This is a genomic window from Polaribacter septentrionalilitoris (assembly GCF_009832745.1).
GTDB classification, from domain to species: domain Bacteria; phylum Bacteroidota; class Bacteroidia; order Flavobacteriales; family Flavobacteriaceae; genus Polaribacter; species Polaribacter septentrionalilitoris.
The window spans coordinates 104,248-127,698 of sequence record NZ_VRMJ01000014.1 but is presented as its reverse complement, the minus strand read 5'-3'; the positions used below and the strand labels follow the sequence as shown (position 1 = coordinate 127,698).

Genomic DNA, 23,451 nt, shown 5'->3' with positions numbered 1-23,451 from the left:
AAATTAAACTTTAATTTGTACACAAATATTGTAAACAAAATTGTTATTATCTTGTTAATAACCAGTAAACTTCTAATTTGATTTGCTATTTTTACCAAAATGAAATGGAATAAATCACATATTTATTTAGCTATTTTTCTACCTATTCAAATGCTTTTAATGCAATTGGTAGAGAATAACCCTACTTTTATTGAGCGGTATTATTCCAATGGAGTTTATCCATACATTTCATCCTTTTTTAGAATACTTTTAGGTTGGGTTCCATTTTCTGTTGGTGATGTTTTACTAAGTATTGGATTATTGGTTTTTCTTCGTTTTATATATCTTTTAATAAAGAATAAATTCAGATATTTTCTACCAAAAATAGTTCGATTAATCGCTGTTTTTTCTGTAATATATTTCTGCTTTTATGTATTCTGGGGTTTAAATTATTATAGACAACCATTAGCTAAAAACCTAAACTATCCGCAACAAAAATACTCAACTGAGCAACTTCAAAAGGTTACAACAAAAATCATTAGTCAATTAAACAATTATCATATTAGTATCACAAAAAATGATACATTAAAAGTTGAGAATCCTTACACACAAGAAGAAATGTATGCAATTGCTGTTTCAGGATATAACAATTTAAGTAAAGATTTTCCTCAATTAAAATATCAATTTTCATCAGTAAAAAGCTCTTTAATGAGTTTGGTGCAAAGTTATAATGGAACATCAGGCTATTTGAATCCGTTAACAGGAGAGGCACAAGTAAATGATAGAATTCCTAAAACTAGCTACCCAACTACAACATGCCATGAAATGGCACATCAAATAGGTTTTGCTGCCGAAAACGAAGCTAATTTTGTTGGTTTTTTAGCAGCTAATTACAATAAGAACATCTATTTTAAATACGCTAGCTATAGAATGGCTTTTGGATATTGTATTTCAGAAGTAAGAAAAAGAGATAGAAAGCTCTCAAAAAAACTTTGGCAAAGCGTAAATAAAGGAATTATCAAAGATTTTAATGCCAGTTATGATTTTTGGCAGCAATATAAAAACCCTTTTGAGCCACTTGTAAAAAAAGGCTATAACGCCTATTTAAAAGCCAATAAACAAGAAAAAGGTGTTGAATCTTACAATTATGTGGTTGACTTATTTATTTCACACTTTGAAAAAAAACACAAATTTTAAAAACTTATTTTTTGTTAAAATATGTTAAATTCATAATGTTTTAACAAATTTCAAAAACCTTATCAATAAATTTAGGCACAATTCAAATTAATTTAACCTTACTTTATGAAAAAACTATTTCTATTGCTTTTCTTCTTGTCGCTTACTACGCTTCAGGCTCAAGAGTATTTCCCAACTAACACTGGTGTTAAGACCACCAAAAATACGCTTGTTGCATTTAAGAATGCTACAATTTACGTAACACCTACAAAAATTATTAAAAAAGGATCTTTAGTAGTTAAAGAAGGTAAAATAATTTCTGTAGGAAAAAGAGTTGATATACCTAAAGGTGCTAAAATTGTAGATTTATCAGGAAAAACAATTTATCCTTCGTTTATTGACATTTATTCTGATTTTGGAATAAAAAAACCTTCTCGATCTAGAGGTGATAGACGCCCGCAATACGATGCCAATAGAAAAGGCTATTACTGGAACGATCATATTAGACCAGAAACAAATCCTTTAAGTATGTTTAATTTTGATTCTAAAAAGGCTACCCAATTGGTTAATGCTGGTTTTGGAACCGTAAATACACATATGAGTGATGGTATTATTCGTGGAAATGGAATACTTGTTTCTTTGAATAAAAACTCTAGTAATGCTAAAAGAGTTATAAATGACAAATCTGCACAATATTTATCTTTTAGCAAAAGCTTACAATCCAGACAAAGCTATCCAACATCAAGAATGGGAGCTATGGCTTTATTAAGACAAGTATATTTAGATGCAGATTGGTATGCATCTGGAAATGCTAAAAATAAAGATATGTCTTTAGAGGCACTAAATAAAAACAAGAATTTAGTACAAATTTTTGATGCAGGAAGTCATCTAGATGTTGTAAGAGCTGATAAACTTGGAGATGAATTCGGAATTCAATACACAATTGTTGGTAATGGTCATGAATACGAGAGAATTAATGATATAAAGGCAACTAATGCAAATTTAATTATTCCAATAAACTTTAGAAAAGCTTATGATGTTAGTAATCCTTTATTAGCTAATCAAGTATCAATTAATGATATGAGAAGATGGAATCAAGAGCCTTCTAATCTTAAGGTATTGTCTGATAACGGAATAAACTTTGCTTTAACTACTCACGATTTAAAATCAGTAACATCTTTTCATAAGAATTTACAAAAAGCTATCAAATATGGTTTTGATAAAACCAAAGCATTAGAAGCTTTAACAACAGTTCCTGCAGGTATATTAGGTGAAACTACTATTGGAAATTTAAATATTGGTAGTCACGCCAACTTTTTAATAACTAATGGTGACATTTTTGATAAAAAAACAACACTTTATGAAAACTGGGTTCAGGGCACACAACACGTAATTTCTGATATGACTATAGCTGATATTACTGGTAAGTATACTTTTTCTGAAAATGGAAAATCTTACCAACTTACTGTTACCGGTAAAGGAGCAAAACAAAGTGGTAGTTTGAATGTTGATGGTAAAAAAATAAAATCTAAATTTTCTTTCAAAAATGATTGGGTACAACTGATTATTAACAATTCTGGTAACTTTACTCGAATTGTTGCTCAGGCAGATAATAATGGAATGTCTGGGATGTTATATGCCAATGACGGAAGTTCTTCTAAATGGTCTGCATCCAAAAGCGACACGAAGAAAACAAAGTCTAAAAAGAAAAAAAGTCCTAAGAATACTCCTCCAAAAGTTATGCCTGTTAGTTTTCCTAACTTAGGTTTAGGAAATTTTAATTTACCAAAACAAGAGACAATTTTAATAAAAAACACCACAGTTTGGACAAGTGAAAGTGATGGTATTTTAAAAAATACTGATGTCTTATTAAAAAATGGTAAAATTGCTAAAATTGGAAATAACTTATCTACAAGAGGTGCTAGAGTAATAGATGGCACAGGAAAACACCTTACTGCTGGTATTGTAGATGAGCACTCACATATAGCAACTTCTGCTGTTAATGAATCTGGTCATAACTCTACAGCAGAAGTAACAATCGAAGATGTTGTAAACCCTGATGATATTAATATTTACAGAAATTTAGCTGGTGGTGTTACATCAATTCAAATTTTACATGGTTCTGCAAATCCAATTGGGGGGCGTTCTGCAATCATCAAACTAAAGTGGGGAGAAAATGCAGACGAGTTGATTTATAAAAACTCACCAAAGTTTATCAAATTTGCTTTAGGAGAAAATGTAAAACAATCTAATTGGGGAGATACTCAAACTATTCGTTTTCCACAAACTAGAATGGGAGTTGAACAAGTTTTTAAAGATTATTTTCAGAGAGCAAAAGAATATGAAGCTTTAAAGAAAAGTGGATTACCTTACAGAAAAGATATCGAATTAGAAACCTTGTCAGAAATCATCAATAAAAAACGTTTTATTTCCTGTCACTCTTATGTACAAAGCGAAATAAATATGCTAATGAAAGTTGCAGAAAGTTTTAATTTTAACATCAATACATTTACTCATATTTTAGAAGGTTACAAAGTAGCAGACAAAATGGCGGCACATGGTGTTGGTGGTTCTACGTTCTCAGATTGGTGGGCTTACAAATACGAAGTAAATGATGCCATACCTTTTAATGCTGCAATTATGCACAATGCTGGTGTTACGGTTGCTATTAATTCTGATGATGCAGAAATGTCTCGTCGTTTAAATCAAGAAGCTGCTAAGACTATAAAGTATGGTGGAATGTCTGAGCTAGAAGCTTGGAAAATGGTAACTTTAAATCCTGCAAAATTATTGCATATTGATGATAGAGTTGGAAGTATAAAAGTAGGTAAAGATGCAGATGTTGTTCTTTGGAGTGATCATCCAATGTCTATATATAGTAAGGCTTTGTATACTATAATAGAAGGAAAAGTCTATTTTGATGTAAAATCTGATAAGAAAAAACGTGAAGCCATTAAGCAAGAAAAAGCTATACTAATTCAAATGATGTTAAATGAAAAAATGAATGGTGGTAAAGTTCAGGCTCCTAAGAAAAAGGTCTTGAAAAGATTTACTTGTGAAACCGAAGGAACACTTATAAATTAAAAAATCATGAAAAGAAACTTTATATATAATATACTATTTTTCTTCTTAGTAGGAAATAGTTTTGCACAACAAACTCCAGCAGATACTCAAAAAACTGCAATTTCTATAGAAGGTGCAACTGCGCATTTAGGAAATGGAAAAGTGATTGAAAATTCACTAATTATGTTCGACAATGGTAAAATTACTTTTGTAGGAAGTGCAATGATGAAAATTGCAAGACAAGGAACCGTAATTAATGCTAAAGGGAAACATATTTACCCCGGTTTTATTGCATTAAACGCCTCTTTAGGTTTATCTGAAATTGATGCGGTAAGAGCTACAAGAGATTTTGATGAAGTTGGTACAATGATTCCCCATATCCGCAGTTTAATTGCTTACAATGCAGAAAGCAAAGTTGTTGAATCTATGAGACCTAATGGTGTTTTACAATCAGAAATTGTTCCCAGAGGAGGTACTATTTCTGGTACAGCAACTGTAGTGCAACATGATGCTTGGAATTGGGAAGATGCTGCAGTAAAAGTAGATCATGCAATACACATGAATTGGCCTGGGGCTTTCAGCAACAGATGGTGGTTAGGAGAATCTTTAATGCCAAATAAAAATTATCCAAAAAGTTTAGCGTCGATAAAAGATTTCTTTACAAAAGCAAAACTTTACTTATCTGGTAATAAAACTTCTAAAAACATTCCATATGAAGCTACTAAAGGTTTATTTGACGGTTCTCAAAAACTATTTATTCATGTTAGTGGAGAAAAAGAAATAACAGATGCTGTAAATATTATTAAAGATTTAGGGATAAATAAAATTGTTATTGTACATGGAAGTGGCGCAGAAAACGTTGCTGATATGTTAGTTGAAAATAATATCCCTGTTGTAATTGATAGGTCACACAGAATACCAGACAATATAGATGATGATTACGATTTACCTTTTAGACAAGCTAAAATATTAATGGACAAAGGAATTATGGTTTCTATTGGTATGGAAGGTCAAATGGAACGTATGAACACAAGAAATTTACCTTTCTATGCTGGTACTTATGCAGCGTATGGAGTTGCTAAAGAAGATGCTGTAGCAATGATTACTGGGAATGCAGCAAAAATTTTAGGAATTAATTCTTTCACAGGAACCTTAGAAGTAGGTAAAGATGCTACTTTATTTATTTCTGAAGGTGATGCTTTAGATATGAGAAGCAATATTGTTTCTAAAGCTTTTATACAAGGTAGAGGTATTAGTTTAGAATCACATCAAACTAAACTTTGGAAAAGATATTCTAACAAATATAAATCTAAATAATATTGATTTTTTTAACTCAAAAAAGGCTCGCAAATTGCGAGCCTTTTTCATTTCATAACAATATGCAATAATCATTTACAAACAAAGTTTTTCTCTTTCATATCAACTTTTTCTTTTTCAAATAATTAATAAATAGTTGAAGAATTATTGCATTACAAATATTGATGAAATGGTTCTATTCTACAATACCTATATTTAGGTATATTTGTCTTGATGAAAGAAATTACTAGTTTTCAAAACCCATACATTAAGAACTTATTAAAGTTACAAGAAAAATCGCGTGAACGTCGAAAACAAGGTTTGTTTCTTATCGAAGGAAAACGTGAAGTTTCTTTAGCTTTAAAAGCTAATTATGAATTTGATACAGTTTTGTTTTTTCCTGAATTGATATCAGAAAATGAAGTTTTAGAACTTTTTCAAATAGAAGTTAGTAGAATACAAATTTCTAAAGAAGTCTATCAAAAAATAGCATACAGAGCATCAACTGAAGGAATTATTGCAGTTGTAAAATCAAAAAATACTGCTATCGAAAACATTGAATTTGAAACTGATAATCCTATAATTCTAGTTGCAGAAGGAATAGAAAAACCAGGAAATATTGGTGCTTTACTAAGAACTGCAGATGCTGCAAATATAGATGCTGTTTTTATCGCAAACCCCAAAAGCGATGTATACAATCCAAACATCATTCGTTCTAGTGTAGGTTGTGTATTTACGAATAAAGTAGCTGTAGGAACATCAGAAGAAATCATAAAATTCCTTCAAAAAAATAATATCAATATTTTTGCAGCAACACTTCAGAATTCAAACGAATATCATAAAGAAAATTACACTAACAGTGCTGCTATTGTTGTTGGTACAGAGGCTACAGGTTTAACAGAAGTTTGGAGACAAATTGCAACTCAAAACATAAACATACCTATGCAAGGACAAATAGACTCTATGAATGTTTCTGTTGCTGCAGCAATTGTTATCTTTGAAGCGAAAAGACAACGAAATTTTAAATAGATGGATGTATTAGGAATAGATATAGGAGGATCAGGTATTAAGGCAGCTATAGTAAATACTAAAACCGGACAATTAATTACAGAAAGGCACAGAATAGCAACTCCAAAACCTGCAACACCAGAAGCTATTGCAAAAACGGTTAAAGAAATTGTTCATCATTTTGATTGGAAAAGAGCTGTGGGTTGTAGTTTCCCTACAACTATAGTAGATGGTAAATGCATTCATTCTGGAAATTTAAGTTCAAAATGGCTTAATGTTCAAGTTGATAAACTTTTTAAGAAAGAATGTAATGTTCCTTTTTATGTGAGTAATGATGCTGATTTAGCTGGTCTTGCTGAAGTTAGTTTAGGTGCAGGTAAAGATGAAAAAGGAGTAACTATTGTTATTACTATTGGTACAGGAATTGGCTCTGGATTATTTTTCAATCAACAATTAATTCCGAATTTAGAGATCGGTAAAATGTTACATTCAGATGGAAAAATTATTGAACTCTTTACCGCTGATTCAGTAAGAAAAAGAGAAGATTTAACTTTAAAACAATGGGCTATTCGTTTTGATGCTTTGTTAGAATATACACGTATAGTTTTTTCTCCAAGTTTAATTATTTTAGGTGGTGGCATAAGCAAAAAATATGATAAATTCAAAGAACACCTTACCACTGAGGTAACTGTTAAAGTTGCTCAATTTAAAAATAACGCAGGTATTATTGGTGCTGCAATGTATGCTAAAAAACAAGACTAAATTCAAATGCAACCAACCACATTATTTTACATTATTATTGGTATTTTAATATTTAACTATATTTCTGAAAAGATTTTAGATTCATTAAACGAAAAGCATTTTGATGATGAAATCCCAAAGAAATTAGTGGATGTTTATGAAGAAGAAGAATACAAAAAATCACAACAATACAAAAAAACTAATGCAAGGTTTTCTAATTTCACGTCGTTCATTACAACAGCATTTACATTAGCTTTTTTCTTTTTAGACGGTTTTAAATATGTTGATGATTTTGCTAGAAGTTATACAGAACATCCTATTTTGGTTGCTTTGATTTTCTTTGGAATTATTATGTTAGCATCAGAAATTATTTCTACTCCTCTCTCCTACTATAGTACTTTTGTCATTGAAGAAAAATTTGGTTTTAACAAATCAACAAAAAAAACATTTTGGCTAGATAAGTTAAAAGGATTGTTTCTAAGCGTAATTTTAGGTGGTGGAATTTTATCTTTAATCATTTGTTTTTTCCAACTAACAGGACAGAATTTTTGGATTTATGCATGGGGTTTAGTGGCATTATTTTCATTGTTTATGAATATGTTTCATGCAAAATTAATAGTTCCTTTGTTTAACAAACAAAGTCCGTTAGAAAACGGAGAATTAAAAACTGCCATAGAAACTTATGCTAAAAAAGTAGGTTTTACCTTAAACAATATTTTTGTGATAGATGGCTCTAAACGCTCTACAAAAGCAAATGCGTATTTTTCTGGGTTTGGTTCTCAAAAAAGAATTACACTATATGATACTTTAATTAATGATTTAGATACTGATGAAATAGTTGCGGTTTTGGCACATGAAGTTGGGCACTATAAAAAACGTCATATCATTTTCAATTTAATTTCTTCTATTTTATTAACAGGATTTACACTTTATATCTTATCATTATTTGTGAATTCACCTATTCTATCAGAAGCTTTAGGTGTTTCTAAGCAGAGTTTTCATATTGGTTTAATCGCATTCGGAATTTTATATTCTCCCATATCAGAAATTACAGGATTATTTATGAATTACATGTCTAGAAAGTTTGAATATCAAGCTGATAACTATGCTAAAAAAACGTTTAATCCTAACGCTTTAATTTCTTCACTTAAAAAACTATCAAAGAATAGTTTAAGTAATTTAACACCTCACCCAGCTTATGTTTTTGTAAATTATTCTCATCCAACTTTATTAGAAAGAATCAAAAATTTAGAATCTTAAATACTTGCCGCTTCAAATACTTATTCTTATTTTCACTTATAATTTAAGATGATTTTTGTAAGTGTTATATGGAATATACTGCAACAATAGAAGAAGAAAATAAAGAGATAGCAAATCGATACAAAGACTTGCTAAAAGGAACTTATGAGGTTTTATCTAAAGAAGACAAAGACCTGATAAGAAAAGCTTTTGATATTGCTGTAGATGCACATTCAAAGCAACGAAGAAAAACTGGCGAACCTTATATTTTTCATCCAATTGCTGTAGCTAAAATTGTAGCTTATGAAATTGGTTTAGACGCAATTTCTATAGCTTCTGCGTTATTACATGATGTTGTTGAAGATACTGAATATACAATAGAAGACATGGAACACCTTTTTGGTGAAACCATTGCAAAAATTGTAAACGGATTAACTAAAATATCTCGCTTAAACAAAGAGCAAGACGCTTCTATACAAGCAGAGAATTTTAGAAAAATGCTACTTACATTAAATGACGATGTAAGAGTTATTTTAATAAAAATTGCAGATAGATTGCACAATATGCAAACTATGGATGCTATGCCTGCACACAAGCAACTTAAAATAGCATCTGAAACGCTTTATATTTATGCTCCTTTAGCACATAGATTAGGTTTATATAACATTAAGACTGAGTTAGAAGATTTAGGATTAAAATATACAGAACCAGAAGCTTATAATGGTATTTTAAGTAAGATAAAAGAAAGCAAAGAAGAGCAACAAGGATATTTAAATCAATTTACAAAAACACTTAAAGAAGGTTTAGATAAAGAGAATTTTGATTATGAAATAAAGGGGCGTTTTAAATCTATTTATTCGATTAGAAAAAAGATGCTCAATCAAAATGTAACTTTTGATGAAGTTTACGATAAATATGCCATCAGAATTATCTACAAACCAAACTCTAAAGATGATAAGTTTGATGCTTGGAAAATTTACACAATTGTTACAGACTACTTTAAGCCAAATCCATCAAGATTAAGAGATTGGATTTCACAACCAAAATCTACAGGTTATGAGGCCTTACACATTACGGTTGTGGGTCCTGATGCAAAATGGGTAGAAGTTCAAATTCGTTCTAGCAGAATGAATGAAATTGCAGAGAAAGGATATGCAGCACATTTTAAATACAAACAAGGGGCTGATGGTGATACTGGCTTAGAAAATTGGTTAAACAAATTAAAAGAAACACTAGAAACACAAACTTTAAATGCAGTAGATTTTGTTGAAAACTTCAAACTAAACCTTTATAGTAAAGAGATTTATGTTTTTACTCCAAAAGGAGATTTAAAATCATTACCAAAAGACGCTTCTGCATTAGACTTTGCTTTTACAATTCATACAGATGTGGGTTTAAAATGTAGAGGTGCAAAAGTTAACGGAAAATTAGTGCCTTTAAGTCATAAACTAAAAAGTGGAGATCAAATAGAAGTTATAACAAGTGCTTCTAATAAGCCAAATTCTAGATGGTTAGATTTTGTAATTACAGCAAGGGCTAAAGCTAAAATTAGAGCAGCCTTAAAAGAAGAAGAAAAATTAATTGCAGAAGAAGGAAAAGCAATATTGATGAGAAAAATGCGTCATTTAAAAATTCCTTTTAATGAAAAAACAGTTAATGAACTGGTTAATTATTTTAAGTTAAGAACCAGTTTTGATCTTTTTTATAGAATAGGAAATGGAGCCTTAGACAATACCCAACTTAAAGCTTTTGTATCTCAAAGAAATAGTAAGATTATAAACTTCTTTAAAACAAAACTTAGAAGAAATTCATCAGAAAAAATACATCATGAGCAAGATGATGAAGTTACAAGTAAATACGATGCGTTAGTTTTTGGTAAAGAAGAAGAAAAACTCGATTATAAGTTGTCTAAATGTTGTAACCCTATTCCTGGTGATAAAGTTTTTGGTTTTTTAACCATTAATGACGGAATTAAAGTACACAAAAACTCCTGCCCTAACGCTATTTCATTACAATCTAATTATGCTTACAGAATTATGTTGGCAAAATGGATTGATTCTACCAAACAAGATTTTAAAGTCATTTTAAAAATAAATGGTGTTGATAACCAAGGTCTAGCCAATGAAGTAACCAGAATTATTTCTAGTAATATGGGAGTTTTTATTCACAGTATAAATATTAAAGGTGATGAAGGTGTTTTTGAAGGAAAACTTTCTATAAGTGTTAAAAACAGTGCACAGTTAAATAAATTGATTGCAAAGCTAGATAAAATTGAAGGAGTCAAAAAAGTAGAGCGTGTTAATACTTTGTAAATATCAATTCAATAAAAGTGTAATTTAATTCAGAAATAACTGTAAATTTGCTTTTTTGTAAAAATAATCATAAATGAGTAACTCTCTTGAAAATCAAGAAATAGTAAAAAAAGTATTTACTACATATCTAGAAGAGAATAAGCATAGAAAAACTCCTGAACGCTATGCTATTCTGCAAGAAATTTATGATGCTGATGAACATTTTGATATAGAATCGCTCTATATTAAAATGAAAAACAAAAATTATAGGGTTAGTAGAGCTACTTTATACAATACCATCGATTTACTTTTAGATTGTGGTTTGGTTAGAAAACATCAGTTTGATGGACAATCTATGGCTCGCTATGAAAAGAGTTATTTTGATAAAAACCACGATCATGTAATCTTTACAGATTCTGGTGATGTTAAAGAATTTTGCGATCCTCGAATTCAAATCATCAAAAAAACTATTGAAGATATTTTTGAAATTGATATTCATAGTCACTCGCTTTATTTTTACGGAACACAAAAGAAAAAATCTTAATACAAAACAAACACAACAAACAACTAATTACACACTAATGGCTGTAGATTTATTACTGGGATTGCAATGGGGAGATGAAGGAAAAGGTAAAATCGTAGATGTTTTAACAAAAAACTACGACATCATTGCAAGGTTTCAAGGAGGTCCTAATGCTGGACATACTTTAATTTTTGATGGAAAAAAACACGTTTTACACACTATCCCTTCTGGGATATTTCACAAAACAGCTTTAAATGTAGTTGGTAATGGTGTTGTTATAGACCCTGTTATCTTTAAAAAAGAATTAGAAAATTTAGATAAACATAATATCGATTATACGTCTAAATTATTAATTTCTAGAAAAGCACATTTAATTTTACCTACTCATAGATTATTAGACGCAGCTTCAGAAACTTCTAAAGGAAAAGCCAAAATTGGTTCTACTTTAAAAGGTATTGGTCCAACTTATATGGACAAAACTGGTAGAAATGGAATGCGTGTTGGTGATTTAGAACTAGAAAACTGGAAAGAAAAGTATGATGCTTTAACAGAAAAGCATATTAAAATGTTAGAGTTTTTCGATGTTCAAATTGAGTACAACCTAAAAGAACTTGAAGCTGAATTCTGTAAAGGAATTGATAAATTAAAAACATTAGGTTTTATTGATAGTGAAGAGTTTTTAAATCAAGCTATCAAAGACAAAAAAACCATTTTAGCAGAAGGCGCTCAAGGTTCTTTATTAGATATTGATTTTGGTACCTATCCGTTTGTAACATCATCTAACACAACTGCAGCAGGAGCTTGTACTGGTTTAGGTGTGGCTCCAAATAGGATTGGTGAAGTTTTTGGTATTTTCAAAGCGTACACTACTAGAGTTGGTTCAGGACCTTTCCCTACAGAATTATTTGATGAAGATGGCGCAACAATGGCTAAAGTTGGTCATGAATTTGGTGCAACTACAGGACGTCCAAGGCGTTGCGGTTGGTTAGATTTAGTTGCTTTAAAATATGCGGTAGACGTAAATGGTGTTACGCAATTAATGATGATGAAAGGTGATGTTTTATCAGGTTTTGAAACACTAAAAGTTTGTACTTCATACAACTATAAAGGAGAAGAAATTTCTCACTTACCTTATAATATTGAGCCAGAAAATGTATCTGTTAATTATACTGAGTTTGATGGTTGGGAAGATGATTTAACTAAAATGACATCAGAAGATCAATTACCTCAAAAATTAATGGATTATGTGGCTTTTATAGAAAAAGAAACAGGTGTACCTGTTAAAATTGTGTCTGTTGGCCCAGATAGAAAACAAACGATATTGAGATAAAATATTAGTTACAAAACTAAAAAAGCATCTTTTCAATTGAAAAGATGCTTTTTTTTGTACTTATTTTAAACTGTCAATTTCATCTCCTATTAAAATTAGCTTGTGTTCTTCTAATTCTAAAGCGCTTAATATTGCTTGCTTTTGATTTACAAAAACTTCCTTTTTTTCTAAAAATAAATTAGTATAGTATGCTATTCCTTTTGCCAAATTATTTTTAAACTTAGATAAAGTTCTAATCTCTTTTTTATTAATAGACAGTTTCACTTCATTTACTTTTTCTTGTAAATGATTGATGTATAGAGATAATTCTTTGATAAATAAGTTTGGTCTATCTAATCTTGTAATCACATTATTTCTTCCGTAGATATGATTTGTAATACTTTGCAAACTCAATATTTTATCATAATAAGCCATATTAGGCCCTGGACATACAGAAACACCTTCTCCTGTTTTCTTTGTACTCATCTTGTTTAAAATAAGAGTTGAAGTACTTAACCCAACACAAATACAAGATTTTTCAGTAATTTGATTATATTTTTTCTTCTTATCCTCTAAAGATAAATCCAAAGTATCTAATTCTTTTATCTTTAAATGTTGATATTCTCTAGAAGCAACACATAAACCAGAATCTTTGAATTCTTTATTTAATTGTATAAATTTATTCGGACAAGAAGTACCTGGTCTACCTTTATCAATAAGTGCTTGTTTCTCAATATCTTTTGTATTATTTTTTAGCGTGTTAAATGGTACACCTAAAGGAGATGTATTGCTTAGATACAAGTCTTCTTCTTTAGCTTTAGCAAGTTGTTGCATTGTTTTTTCATCTACACTAGTTGCCTCAGGAACTAATAAAAAAGGACTTCCCCAACCTACAGAATCTAAATTATATTCATTCATTAAAAAATCATGTTCCTCACCTGTTCCTACTCCACCTTGACTTGTAATTTTAATATCTAAACTTTTAGGGATTACTCTTTTCATTTCAGTTAGAGCGTCAAATAATAAGGTCTGTGTTTGACTTTTTAAGATTTCTTTATTCTCTTTAAATTCTTTTAAAACTGGGCCTAATAAAAAACCATCAGTAGCAAAAGCGTGTCCTCCACAATTTAATCCAGATTCTATTCTAAATTCTGAAACCCACAAACCTTTTTTAGCTAAAAACTTACCTTGTATTAAAGCAGACCTGTAGTCGCTTACTTTTAAAATAATCTTCTTTTTAATATCACCATTTTCATCAGGGTAAAAATCATCAAACTCACTAATATAAGAGTATAATCGAGGATTCATCCCTGCAGAAAGTACCAAAGAAGAAGCTAGTTTACTTTTTGAAAAACCTCTTAAAGCTGCATGTGCATCATTGTATTCAATGGGTAATAACTCTTTATTTAGATAATTACCTTTATCAACCTTAGTCATAATATTAACATCAACGCTACCCATAGTAAGGTTTTTATTTGCCCAATCTTTAAGTATAGAGAAATCTACACCCTTATTTTTTAGCGCTATAAATTCTTTTTTTAATTCTGAATAATCTGGAAGCATTTGAATGTAATCTTTTAATGCTTTACTTTTTTCTGATGATATATTTTTTAGATTATTAAACTTTATTTCTGCTTGTTCTTGCAATAAGTTTAAATAGGATGTAATTCTCTTTGCTCTAAAATCGTCTATTTTGGTTGATATTTCTTTATATGGCAAATCAAATTTATCGCTATAAAACTTTCGCATTTTTTCAACTAAGTTATCGTCAACTAGAGAGATTACAGAATCTATACCATATTGTGCGACTTTTAAAGGTGAATCAATTGTAAATCCTATTCCCATAACAGGAATGTGAAATGAATGTGTACTTTTCATTATGTATTAAATATTTTCTTAATTTAATTAAAAACGCAATGTATCATTCTTTAAAAGAAGAAAACATGACTTATATCACTAAGGAAAAATGTAAATTAAATATTATTTATAAAAAAGTCTGTTTATTCATTTAATAACGATTTTTCACCCAAAATAAAAGAAATAAAGAAGTGAAAGTAGCGGTTCTTTGCAGTAATGATAAAAGTCATATTTTGATTCAAAAAAACAAGTCAAATTTGTATCAGAAATAAACTAGTGTTATGAAGCGTTTTGAAAATAAATTAATAGCAGACATTGTAATTGATAATATCAATACGTCTAAAGTTTTTAAAAAATACAATATTGATTATTGCATAGAAGGAAAAAAGAACTTCTTTACAGTATGCAAAAAGAAGAATATTGATATTAAAAAAATAACTAGTGATTTAAGTAATGTGAATACCAATATCTACTATTTACAAGACTATAATGCTTGGGAACTTAATTTTTTAATTCATTTTTTATCAGATATTCATCATGATTATAAAGAAGAAAACATTCTACTTTTAAAAGAATATGGAGTTAAAATTGCAAAAGATTATTCTGATGAATACAAAGAGCTTAAAGAAATAAACACTCTAATTCAAGACATTACCGAGGAGATTTTAGAACACATGAAAAACGAGGAAACTATTTTGTTTCCTTATTTAAAAAAGCTTTTAAAATTAAGAGAAGCTAACGTCAAAACAAAAAGTTCTGAACTACCAAAAGTAAAATCTATAGATGATTTTGAAGATGAACATTTTAAAATTAGAAAAGTATTTCGCAAAATAGCAGAACTTTCTAACAACTATACAATACCTAATAATGTTTGTGATTCTTTTAAATTGTTATACATCAAATTAAAAAAGTTTGATAATGAATTACAAGACCATATTCATATCGAAAATAATATTCTTTTTCCCAAAGCTAAAGAGTTAGAAAATAAAGTTTTATTACAAGATAAATCTGTATTGGCATAATTTCACTTTTCTTTAATAGATAGCGATATACTTTTCATTATTTTTGCTCAAAATCGTTCATTTTGAAAAGAATATTCTTGCTTATTTGTTTCTTACAAACCGCATTTGTTTTTTCACAAACAAAGAAAATTGTTATTGAAAATTCTGAAATTCAATATGTTGATGAAAAAAAATATGCTGGAGCTACAGTGCTCTTAGGGAATGTACAAATTTCTCATGACGGAATTCGATTAACTTGCCAAAAAGCATTTTATTTTAAAGAGAAAAATTTCTTTAAAGCCATTGGTAAAGTACTTATAAAACAAGGTGATACCATTACACAAACAAGTGATTATGCAGATTATGATGCCAATTCTAAACAAGCGCTTTCTTTTGGTAATGTTGTATTGAGAGACCCTACAATGACGCTAACTACAGATACACTTCATTTTGACAGATTAAATCAAAAATTGTATTACAGAAGTTATGCTACCATAAGAGATCAGACAAATACATTAAACAGTAAAAACGGAAATTACTACCTAGAAACAAAAAAATTTACAGCAACTACAAGAGTAACAGTTGTAAATCCAGAACACAATTTAGAGTCGAATCATTTAGATTATTATACCAACACTGGTCTTACCTATTTGTATGGTCCATCAACAATAACCAATACAGAGAATAAAAATAAAATTTATTGCGAAAGAGGTTTTTACAATACCAAAACCGATGTTTCTCATTTTGTGAAAAATGCTAAATTATTTCTAAAGGAAAGAACTATTGAAGGTGATAGTTTGTATTACGATAAAAAAAGAGGTTTTGCATCTGCCACAAATAACATAGAAGTTATAGACACCGTTCAAAATTTTGTAACAAGAGGAAATTATGCTGAAATTTTTGAGCTAAAAGATTCTTTATTTGTTGTTAAGCGAGCTGTAGCAATTTCTATTGTTGACAAAGATTCTATGTTTGTTCATGGAGATACCTTGTTAGTTACTGGAAAACCAGAAAAAAGAGTGATTAGAACTTATCATAATGTAAAGATTTTTAAATCTGATTTACAAGGAAAATGTGATTCTATTCATACAAATCAAGAAACAGGTTTAACTAGAATGTTTAAAAAACCGGTGTTATGGTCTGAGGGTAATCAAATTACAGGAGATACCATTCACTTAATCTCTAATGTAGAAACTGAGAAATTAGACTCTCTTAAAGTTTTAAATAATTCTTTTATTGTTTCTAAAGATTCTATTTCTAATGAAGATTTCAATCAAATAAAAGGTAGAAACATGTTTGGCAAGTTCGAAAAAAACAAATTGCGTACGCTTTTGGTAAAAGGAAATGCAGAATCTGTTTATTTTAATAGAAATGAAGAAACTTTAGAATTAGAAACCATTACTAAAGAAATTTCTAGTAACATTTTATTTACACTAGATAAAGGACAAATAGAAACTATTAAATACCTTAAAAAGTCTGATGGAAAAACATATCCACCTTCAATGTTGCCAGATGATGTAAAACGTTTAAAAGGTTTTATTTGGCGAGAAGATGAGCAACCAAAAACTAAAGAAGATATCTTTTTAAAAGATAATCCTATTGACAATCCATCAGAAAAAGATATTAAAGTTAAAAAACCAATTGCCATTATCGAAGAACAGAAGTCTTTAAAAAACTAACCATAATTTTGAAATCAGACTTTTTTAAATTTCAAGCACAAACCTCTCCTCACCCACTTGCATTAGAGATTTCTCATGCAGAAGGTGCTTATATTTTTGATACTGATGGTAATAAATATTTAGACTTTGTTGCAGGAGTTTCTGCAAATAGTTTAGGTCACAATCATCCAAAAGTTACTGAAGCCATTAAACATCAATTGGATAAATATACTCATGTAATGGTTTATGGTGAGTTTATACAGCAACCACAAGTTGACTTATGCAAGTTATTGGTTAAAAACTCTCCCGAAAACTTAAACTCCGTTTACATTACAAATTCTGGAACAGAGGCAACTGAAGGTGCCATAAAATTGGCAAAAAGGGTTACAAACCGATTCGAAATTATTTCAGCAAAAAACTCCTATCATGGAAATACAATGGGCGCAATGAGTGTCTCTGGAGTTGAAAAACAGCATTCTGCTTTTAGGCCTTTAATTCCAGGAACTAAATTTATCAACTTTAATTCTAATGCTGATTTACAAAAGATAACAAAAAAAACTGCTGCTGTAATATTAGAAACGATACAAGGTGGAGCTGGATTTATAGTACCAAAAGATAATTACTTGCATAATGTAAAAAAACGTTGCAAAGAAGTAGGAGCTTTACTAATTTTAGATGAAATTCAAACAGGAATTGGTAGAACAGGCACTTTTTGGGGATTTGAAAACTACAATGTTTCTCCAGATATTGTAATTACAGGTAAAGGTTTAGGTGGGGGAATGCCAATTGGAGCATTTATTGCCTCTAATAAAATGATGCAGCTTTTGCAAGATAATCCTAAATTAGGTCATATTTCTACGTTTGCTGGCCATCCTGTTATCGCTGCTGCAGGAGTTGCTACCGTTACTGAAATCATCAATAAAAATTTACTGTCTGAAAGCTTACGAAAAGAAAAACTAATTAGAAGATACTTAAATCACTCTAAAATAATTGAAATTAGAGGAAAAGGTTTAATGTTAGCAGCAATTACTAAATCTCCAGGATTGGCTGCAAAGATTATTCATCAATGTTTACACAATGGATTAATTTTATTCTTTTTATTATTCGAAGGGAGAGCCATGAGAATTACTCCACCACTTACAATTTCTGATGAAGAAATAAAAAAGGGTTGTGATATTATTCTAAAATCTATTAATGAGGTAATTTCACAATCTAATTAAAACCTTCATAAATAACTTTTTTTCAGTTAGTTATTTACAAATATTCTAAGAATTCTTAATTTCAGTTAAAAAAGTTAATATTCTATTAAAGTGATATAAAAACTGTAACTCATTTTAAGATAGGTCGTCTTTCAAATATAATAACAACCTAAAACATCTTATCATGAAAAATTTAAAAACAATTATTACGGTTATAGCAATTAGTCTAGCCACAACTTTTACAACTTCTGCATTAGGTAAAAATCCTTCAAAAGATAAAAAGACATTAAGAACAGAAATCGTTTCTCTTTTAGGAAATAAAATTCCATTAGATATTAAAGAATCTAGTTTAGCTGAAATTTCATTTATGATAAACAACACTAATGAAGTAATAGTAATATCTGTGGATAGTAAAAATTCTGATTTCCAATCTTATGTAAAAAACAAATTGAATTATAAAAAAATAAAACTTAAAAACATAAAAAAAGGAGAGGTTTATAGAATGCCTATAAAACTAAATAAAATATAAAAATACAACTGGTTGGTTAGTTGGTACCCGATATTTACTTTTGTAGTAGTATTGGGTATTTTTTACAGAAAAGGGTAATCTTAAAAAGATTACCCTTTTTTAATCTACCATTAACATTAAATAGAAGATTATATTTTCTGTTATCTGCTTACAGAGCCAGATAAAACTGCTATAGGTCCTGTACCCATATTTATTACTGTGTGATCTAAAGCATCTGCAGGAACAACATGAGCAAGAGGTTTTAAAGTAAATGGAGCTGGACTATTATCTGGATATGGTTCTACAGAAACTACCACAGTAGCTCCTTTTAAATCTGTTGGAAAGTTTATTCCAGCAGCAGAACCATTTAAGTAATCTTCTCCAGGAAAACCAGGTCCATTACTGGTTGTTCCTTTGTAAGGTGATGTTGCAGCATTGTCATCTGCTCCATTTGGAGTTAAAAAAGTTCCTGTGCTTACAGGTGTTCCGTTTAAAACAACCCATCCTTCATATTTCCATCCTGCAGATAAAGTAGGTAAAGACAAACCTGATACAGCTGGTGGTGCATTAGAATTGTCTAAAAACCATACTCCACTAGACTCATTGGTATTATCTGTATCTGTAGGTGTTGCTAAAATGTATTTACCCCAAGAATTACTAAAATCTCCAACAATACCATTTGAGCTTACTGCTGCAGATTTTCCACTAAAATCACCAGCTAAAATTTTTGTATCTGCTGGTGTTAATGCTGCTGTTCCAGTTTCTCCAGCAGGTTCAATAGATAGTACAAATGTTGTTGCAGAATTTAAATCAGTTAAATCTACATCAAAAGATTGAGGAAATGTAACACTTGAAAATACACCTGTACTTACTGGGTTTCCGTTTACAATTAACCACCCTTCGTATACATAGTCTGTACCTAATTCCTCTAGACCATCTAAGTTAAGGGTTAAACTGCCTACTGTTGGTGTGTTGTCGTCTTCGCTACAAGCCACAAAAAAAACTGCGATAATAATTGCAATTGCTAAATTTAAAACTTTTTTCATCTTATTAATATTTATATGTTAATGTTGATGACAAAATTATGTCCTAAAAAAGTCTTGAAATGTTAGCTAGCGAACACTTATGCAATTTTTTGAAGAATTCTTAATTCTTTTCTGTTAAAACTAATTTTATTTTCTTCTTTTAATTCGTTCATTAATACATTTAAATTAGATCTTGATGTACCAATTAAAGAAGCTATGTCTTTTTGAGTGTATGGATGAACAATTATTTTATCACCAGTTTTATCACAATCATAACCATATTCTTCACACAATTCTTTCATAAATTCTAAAAAACGAGTTTTTGTATCTTTAAATAAAATCAATTGTAATCTACGCTCTAGTTTTTTAAAACGAAGTCCTAGAAATTTGTAAATTTTTAAACTAAAGGTTTTATTGTCACGCATTAAATCATGCATAGTTTCAACTCCTATTGGACAAATTGATGTGGTAGAATCTATAGACTGTGCAAATTCATTTCTTTTTTCTTCTCCTAAAATAGCTTTTTCACCAAACAACTCTCCTTTAGTTAAAATAGCCTTTACAACTTCATCACCTTCTTCTGTGTAATAGCCTATTTTTACTTTTCCTTTTTCTATTAAAAAAATTTTGTTTGCAGAATCTGCCTCAAAATAAATGTAATCACTTTTTTTATAGATATCAAAATCATGACATTTTTTATAATCTTTAAATTTATGAGGACAAAGTAGGTTGAATAAGTTTACGTTTTCAAAAAACCATACGTTTTTCATGAGAATTATTTTAAAATTGATTATTATAAAAGTCTATACACTCCTAAAAAACTTACATAAAATAAATTTTCATTTTATATTTTTATTAAAATATTTAAATTTTGAAAATTTTCTTTATTCAATTCTAAATTAATTTGAGTTACAACTGTTGACTAATCACCAAAATCAACTTGTATGTAAGTTTCTCTGTCTAAAACTGCTAAAGCTTTGGTATTTTTAGAAATTGATTGATCTATTTCAAATACCTCTTTTTTAAGTAATTACTCTTAAAGTTCAATAAATTTCTTTGTTTTATTATTTGTAAATAAAAAAGCTCTCGAATTTCATCGAGAGCTTCATTTTAAATTATAATCTATTATGCGTTCTGTTTTTTAATTAAGTTCAGTGCAGAACCTTCATTATACCATTTTATTTGTGCATCATTATACGTATGATTTAACTTAATGGTATCTTTACTTCCATCAACATGAACAACTTCTAAGGTTAGCTGTTTGTCTGGAGCAAATTCATTTAAATCTAAGAAATTAAAGGTATCATCTTCTTGAATTAGATCATAATCTACTTCATTATCAAAAGTTAAACCTAACATTCCTTGCTTTTTCAAGTTTGTTTCATGTATTCTTGCAAAAGATTTTACAATTACTGCAGCAACCCCCAAGTGTCTAGGCTGCATTGCAGCATGTTCTCTTGAAGAACCTTCCCCATAATTATGGTCTCCTACAACAATTGTTTTAATTCCTGCTTTTTTGTACGCTCTTTGTGTTGCAGGTACTGCATCATACTCACCTGTTAACTGACTTTTCACAAAGTTTGTCTTTTTATTAAAGGCATTTACAGCTCCTATAAGTGTGTTATTGGCAATATTATCTAAATGTCCTCTAAAACGTAACCATGGTCCAGCCATAGAAATATGATCTGTTGTACATTTACCAAAAGCTTTGATTAATAATTTTGCTCCAGAAATATTACCCCCTAAAGGCTCAAAAGGAGTTAATAATTGTAATCTTTCAGAATCTGAAGCTACTTTTACTTCCACTCCACTTCCATCTGCCATTGGTGCCAGATATCCATTCTCTTTTACTTCGAAACCTTTTGGAGGTAATTCCCATCCAGTTGGTTCATCTAGCATTACTTCTTCTCCATTTTCGTTGATTAAAGTATCCTTTAAAGGATTAAAATCTAAACGACCTGCAATTGCAATTGCTGCAGTTAGCTCTGGTGAAGCTACAAAAGCGTGCGTATTAGGGTTTCCGTCTGCACGTTTTGCAAAATTTCTATTAAATGAATGTACTATACTATTTTTTGGTGCATTTTTAGGATCTGAATATCTTGCCCATTGACCAATACAAGGTCCACAAGCATTGGTGAAAATTGTAGCATCTAGTTTTTCGAAAATTCCTAAAATACCATCTCTTTCTGCTGTATAACGCACTTGTTCAGAACCTGGGTTAATTCCGAATTCTGCTTTTGTTTTTAATCCTTTGTCTATGGCTTGTTGTGCAATAGAAGAAGCTCTAGATAAATCTTCGTAAGAAGAGTTTGTACAAGAACCAATTAATCCCCATTCTACTTTTAATGGCCAATCATTAGTATTTGCTTTTTCTGTCATTGAAGCTCCAACTTCTGTAGATAAATCTGGAGTAAAAGGTCCGTTTAATAAAGGCCCTAATTCAGATAGGTTTATTTCTATAACTTGATCAAAGTAGTTTTCTGGATTTTCATATACTTCAGTGTCAGCTGTTAAATATTCTTTCACTGTATTTGCTGCATCTGCGACATCTTCTCTATCTGTAGCACGTAAATAACGCTCCATAGATTCATCATAACCAAAAGTAGAAGTGGTTGCTCCTATTTCAGCTCCCATATTACAAATTGTCCCTTTACCTGTACAAGACATAGAAGTTGCTCCAGGTCCAAAATATTCTACAATTGCACCTGTACCTCCTTTTACGGTTAAAATTTCTGCTACTTTTAGGATCACATCTTTTGGCGCAGTCCAACCCGAAAGTTTTCCAGTTAATTTTACACCTATTAATTTAGGGAATTTTAATTCCCAAGCCATACCTGCCATTACGTCTACAGCATCAGCACCACCAACTCCAATAGCAACCATACCTAATCCTCCTGCATTTACAGTATGAGAATCAGTACCAATCATCATTCCTCCAGGAAAAGCATAATTTTCTAATACTACTTGATGAATAATTCCTGCTCCTGGTTTCCAAAAACCAATTCCATATTTGTTAGAAACAGATTCTAGAAAATTAAAAACTTCACTACTTACATTATTAGCGTGTTTTAAATCTGTTGCAGCTCCATCTTTTGCCTGAATTAAGTGATCACAGTGAACTGTAGTAGGTACAGCAACTTTTTGCTTACCTGCTTGCATAAACTGTAATAAAGCCATTTGTGCAGTTGCATCTTGACAAGCAATTCTATCAGGTGCAAAATCTACATAATCCTTACCTCTGGTGAATGCTTTTGATGGAGTTCCATCCCATAGGTGAGAATACAAGATTTTTTCTGCCAAAGTCATTGGTTTTCCAGTAATCTCACGTGCAGCATCTACCCGTTCTTTCATACTTGAATAAACCTTTTTTATCATATCAATATCAAAAGCCATATAGTTTCAATTTTTAAATTATTCTTATTCTACTAAATTAAAAAAATTAGATTACTTAACAATCTCTCTTTTTAATTTTATTTCTATAATGCCATTTCTATTTTCTATTAAATTTATTAAAGTTCAATTTTTTAAATAAAAAAAGCTCAAGTAACAACTTGAGCTTTAAAATATCTTTAAAATTG

Annotated in this window: 17 protein-coding genes; 13 read left to right on the top strand and 4 right to left on the bottom strand. The window is 29.9% G+C overall.

The features are described from left to right. Nucleotides 1–99: 99 nt before the first annotated feature. From FP421_RS02665 to FP421_RS02625, 9 genes are all read left to right on the top strand, one after another. Complete coding sequence (locus FP421_RS02665) at nt 100–1,176, top strand: DUF3810 domain-containing protein (protein WP_159947344.1); 1,077 nt, start codon at nt 100–102, stop codon at nt 1,174–1,176. A 105-nt stretch (nt 1,177–1,281) separates the two neighbouring features. After that, nucleotides 1,282–4,239, top strand: a complete 2,958-nt coding sequence (locus tag FP421_RS02660; protein WP_159947342.1) for an amidohydrolase family protein — start codon at nt 1,282–1,284, stop codon at nt 4,237–4,239. A gap of 6 nt (nt 4,240–4,245) precedes the next feature. Then, entirely contained in the window at nt 4,246–5,535 is a 1,290-nt protein-coding gene (locus FP421_RS02655) for an amidohydrolase family protein (RefSeq protein ID WP_159947340.1), read from the top strand. 213 nt (nt 5,536–5,748) lie between these two features. Continuing rightward, entirely contained in the window at nt 5,749–6,543 is a 795-nt protein-coding gene (locus FP421_RS02650; RefSeq protein WP_159947338.1) for a TrmH family RNA methyltransferase, read from the top strand. Then, the gene (gene ppgK / locus FP421_RS02645) at nt 6,544–7,284 is read left to right on the top strand and encodes a polyphosphate--glucose phosphotransferase (protein ID WP_159947336.1); all 741 of its coding nucleotides are present in this window, start codon (nt 6,544–6,546) and stop codon (nt 7,282–7,284) included. A gap of 6 nt (nt 7,285–7,290) precedes the next feature. Next, nucleotides 7,291–8,523, top strand: a complete 1,233-nt coding sequence (locus tag FP421_RS02640; RefSeq protein WP_159947334.1) for a M48 family metallopeptidase — start codon at nt 7,291–7,293, stop codon at nt 8,521–8,523. 68 nt (nt 8,524–8,591) lie between these two features. Beyond that, nucleotides 8,592–10,814, top strand: coding sequence for a RelA/SpoT family protein (locus tag FP421_RS02635; RefSeq protein WP_159947332.1), 2,223 nt, complete (start codon nt 8,592–8,594; stop codon nt 10,812–10,814). Nucleotides 10,815–10,887: 73 nt separating this feature from the next. Further along, entirely contained in the window at nt 10,888–11,337 is a 450-nt protein-coding gene (locus FP421_RS02630) for a Fur family transcriptional regulator (RefSeq protein WP_159947330.1), read from the top strand. Nucleotides 11,338–11,374: 37 nt separating this feature from the next. Then, nucleotides 11,375–12,646: an adenylosuccinate synthase gene (locus FP421_RS02625; RefSeq protein ID WP_159947328.1), complete on the top strand. Its 1,272-nt coding sequence runs from the start codon at nt 11,375–11,377 to the stop codon at nt 12,644–12,646. A 60-nt stretch (nt 12,647–12,706) separates the two neighbouring features. On the opposite strand, the gene FP421_RS02620 is transcribed toward FP421_RS02625, so the two are convergent. After that, nucleotides 12,707–14,503, bottom strand: a complete 1,797-nt coding sequence (locus FP421_RS02620) for a hypothetical protein (protein WP_159947326.1) — start codon at nt 14,501–14,503, stop codon at nt 12,707–12,709. A 260-nt stretch (nt 14,504–14,763) separates the two neighbouring features. On the opposite strand from FP421_RS02620, the gene FP421_RS02615 reads away from it, so the two are divergent. From FP421_RS02615 to FP421_RS02600, 4 genes are all read left to right on the top strand, one after another. After that, entirely contained in the window at nt 14,764–15,504 is a 741-nt protein-coding gene (locus tag FP421_RS02615) for a DUF542 domain-containing protein (protein WP_159947324.1), read from the top strand. A gap of 62 nt (nt 15,505–15,566) precedes the next feature. After that, nucleotides 15,567–17,162, top strand: a complete 1,596-nt coding sequence (locus FP421_RS02610) for an OstA-like protein (protein WP_159947322.1) — start codon at nt 15,567–15,569, stop codon at nt 17,160–17,162. An 8-nt stretch (nt 17,163–17,170) separates the two neighbouring features. Further along, nucleotides 17,171–18,361: an aspartate aminotransferase family protein gene (locus FP421_RS02605; protein WP_159947320.1), complete on the top strand. Its 1,191-nt coding sequence runs from the start codon at nt 17,171–17,173 to the stop codon at nt 18,359–18,361. A gap of 163 nt (nt 18,362–18,524) precedes the next feature. Then, entirely contained in the window at nt 18,525–18,869 is a 345-nt protein-coding gene (locus FP421_RS02600; protein WP_159947318.1) for a hypothetical protein, read from the top strand. Between the two features lie 140 nt (nt 18,870–19,009). On the opposite strand, the gene FP421_RS02595 is transcribed toward FP421_RS02600, so the two are convergent. The 3 genes from FP421_RS02595 to FP421_RS02585 form a co-directional block, all read right to left on the bottom strand. After that, nucleotides 19,010–19,894, bottom strand: coding sequence for an anti-sigma factor (locus FP421_RS02595; RefSeq protein ID WP_159947316.1), 885 nt, complete (start codon nt 19,892–19,894; stop codon nt 19,010–19,012). Between the two features lie 77 nt (nt 19,895–19,971). After that, complete coding sequence (locus FP421_RS02590) at nt 19,972–20,643, bottom strand: Crp/Fnr family transcriptional regulator (protein ID WP_159947314.1); 672 nt, start codon at nt 20,641–20,643, stop codon at nt 19,972–19,974. A gap of 355 nt (nt 20,644–20,998) precedes the next feature. Next, nucleotides 20,999–23,266: an aconitate hydratase gene (locus FP421_RS02585; protein WP_159947312.1), complete on the bottom strand. Its 2,268-nt coding sequence runs from the start codon at nt 23,264–23,266 to the stop codon at nt 20,999–21,001. Between the last annotated feature and the right edge of the window lie 185 nt (nt 23,267–23,451).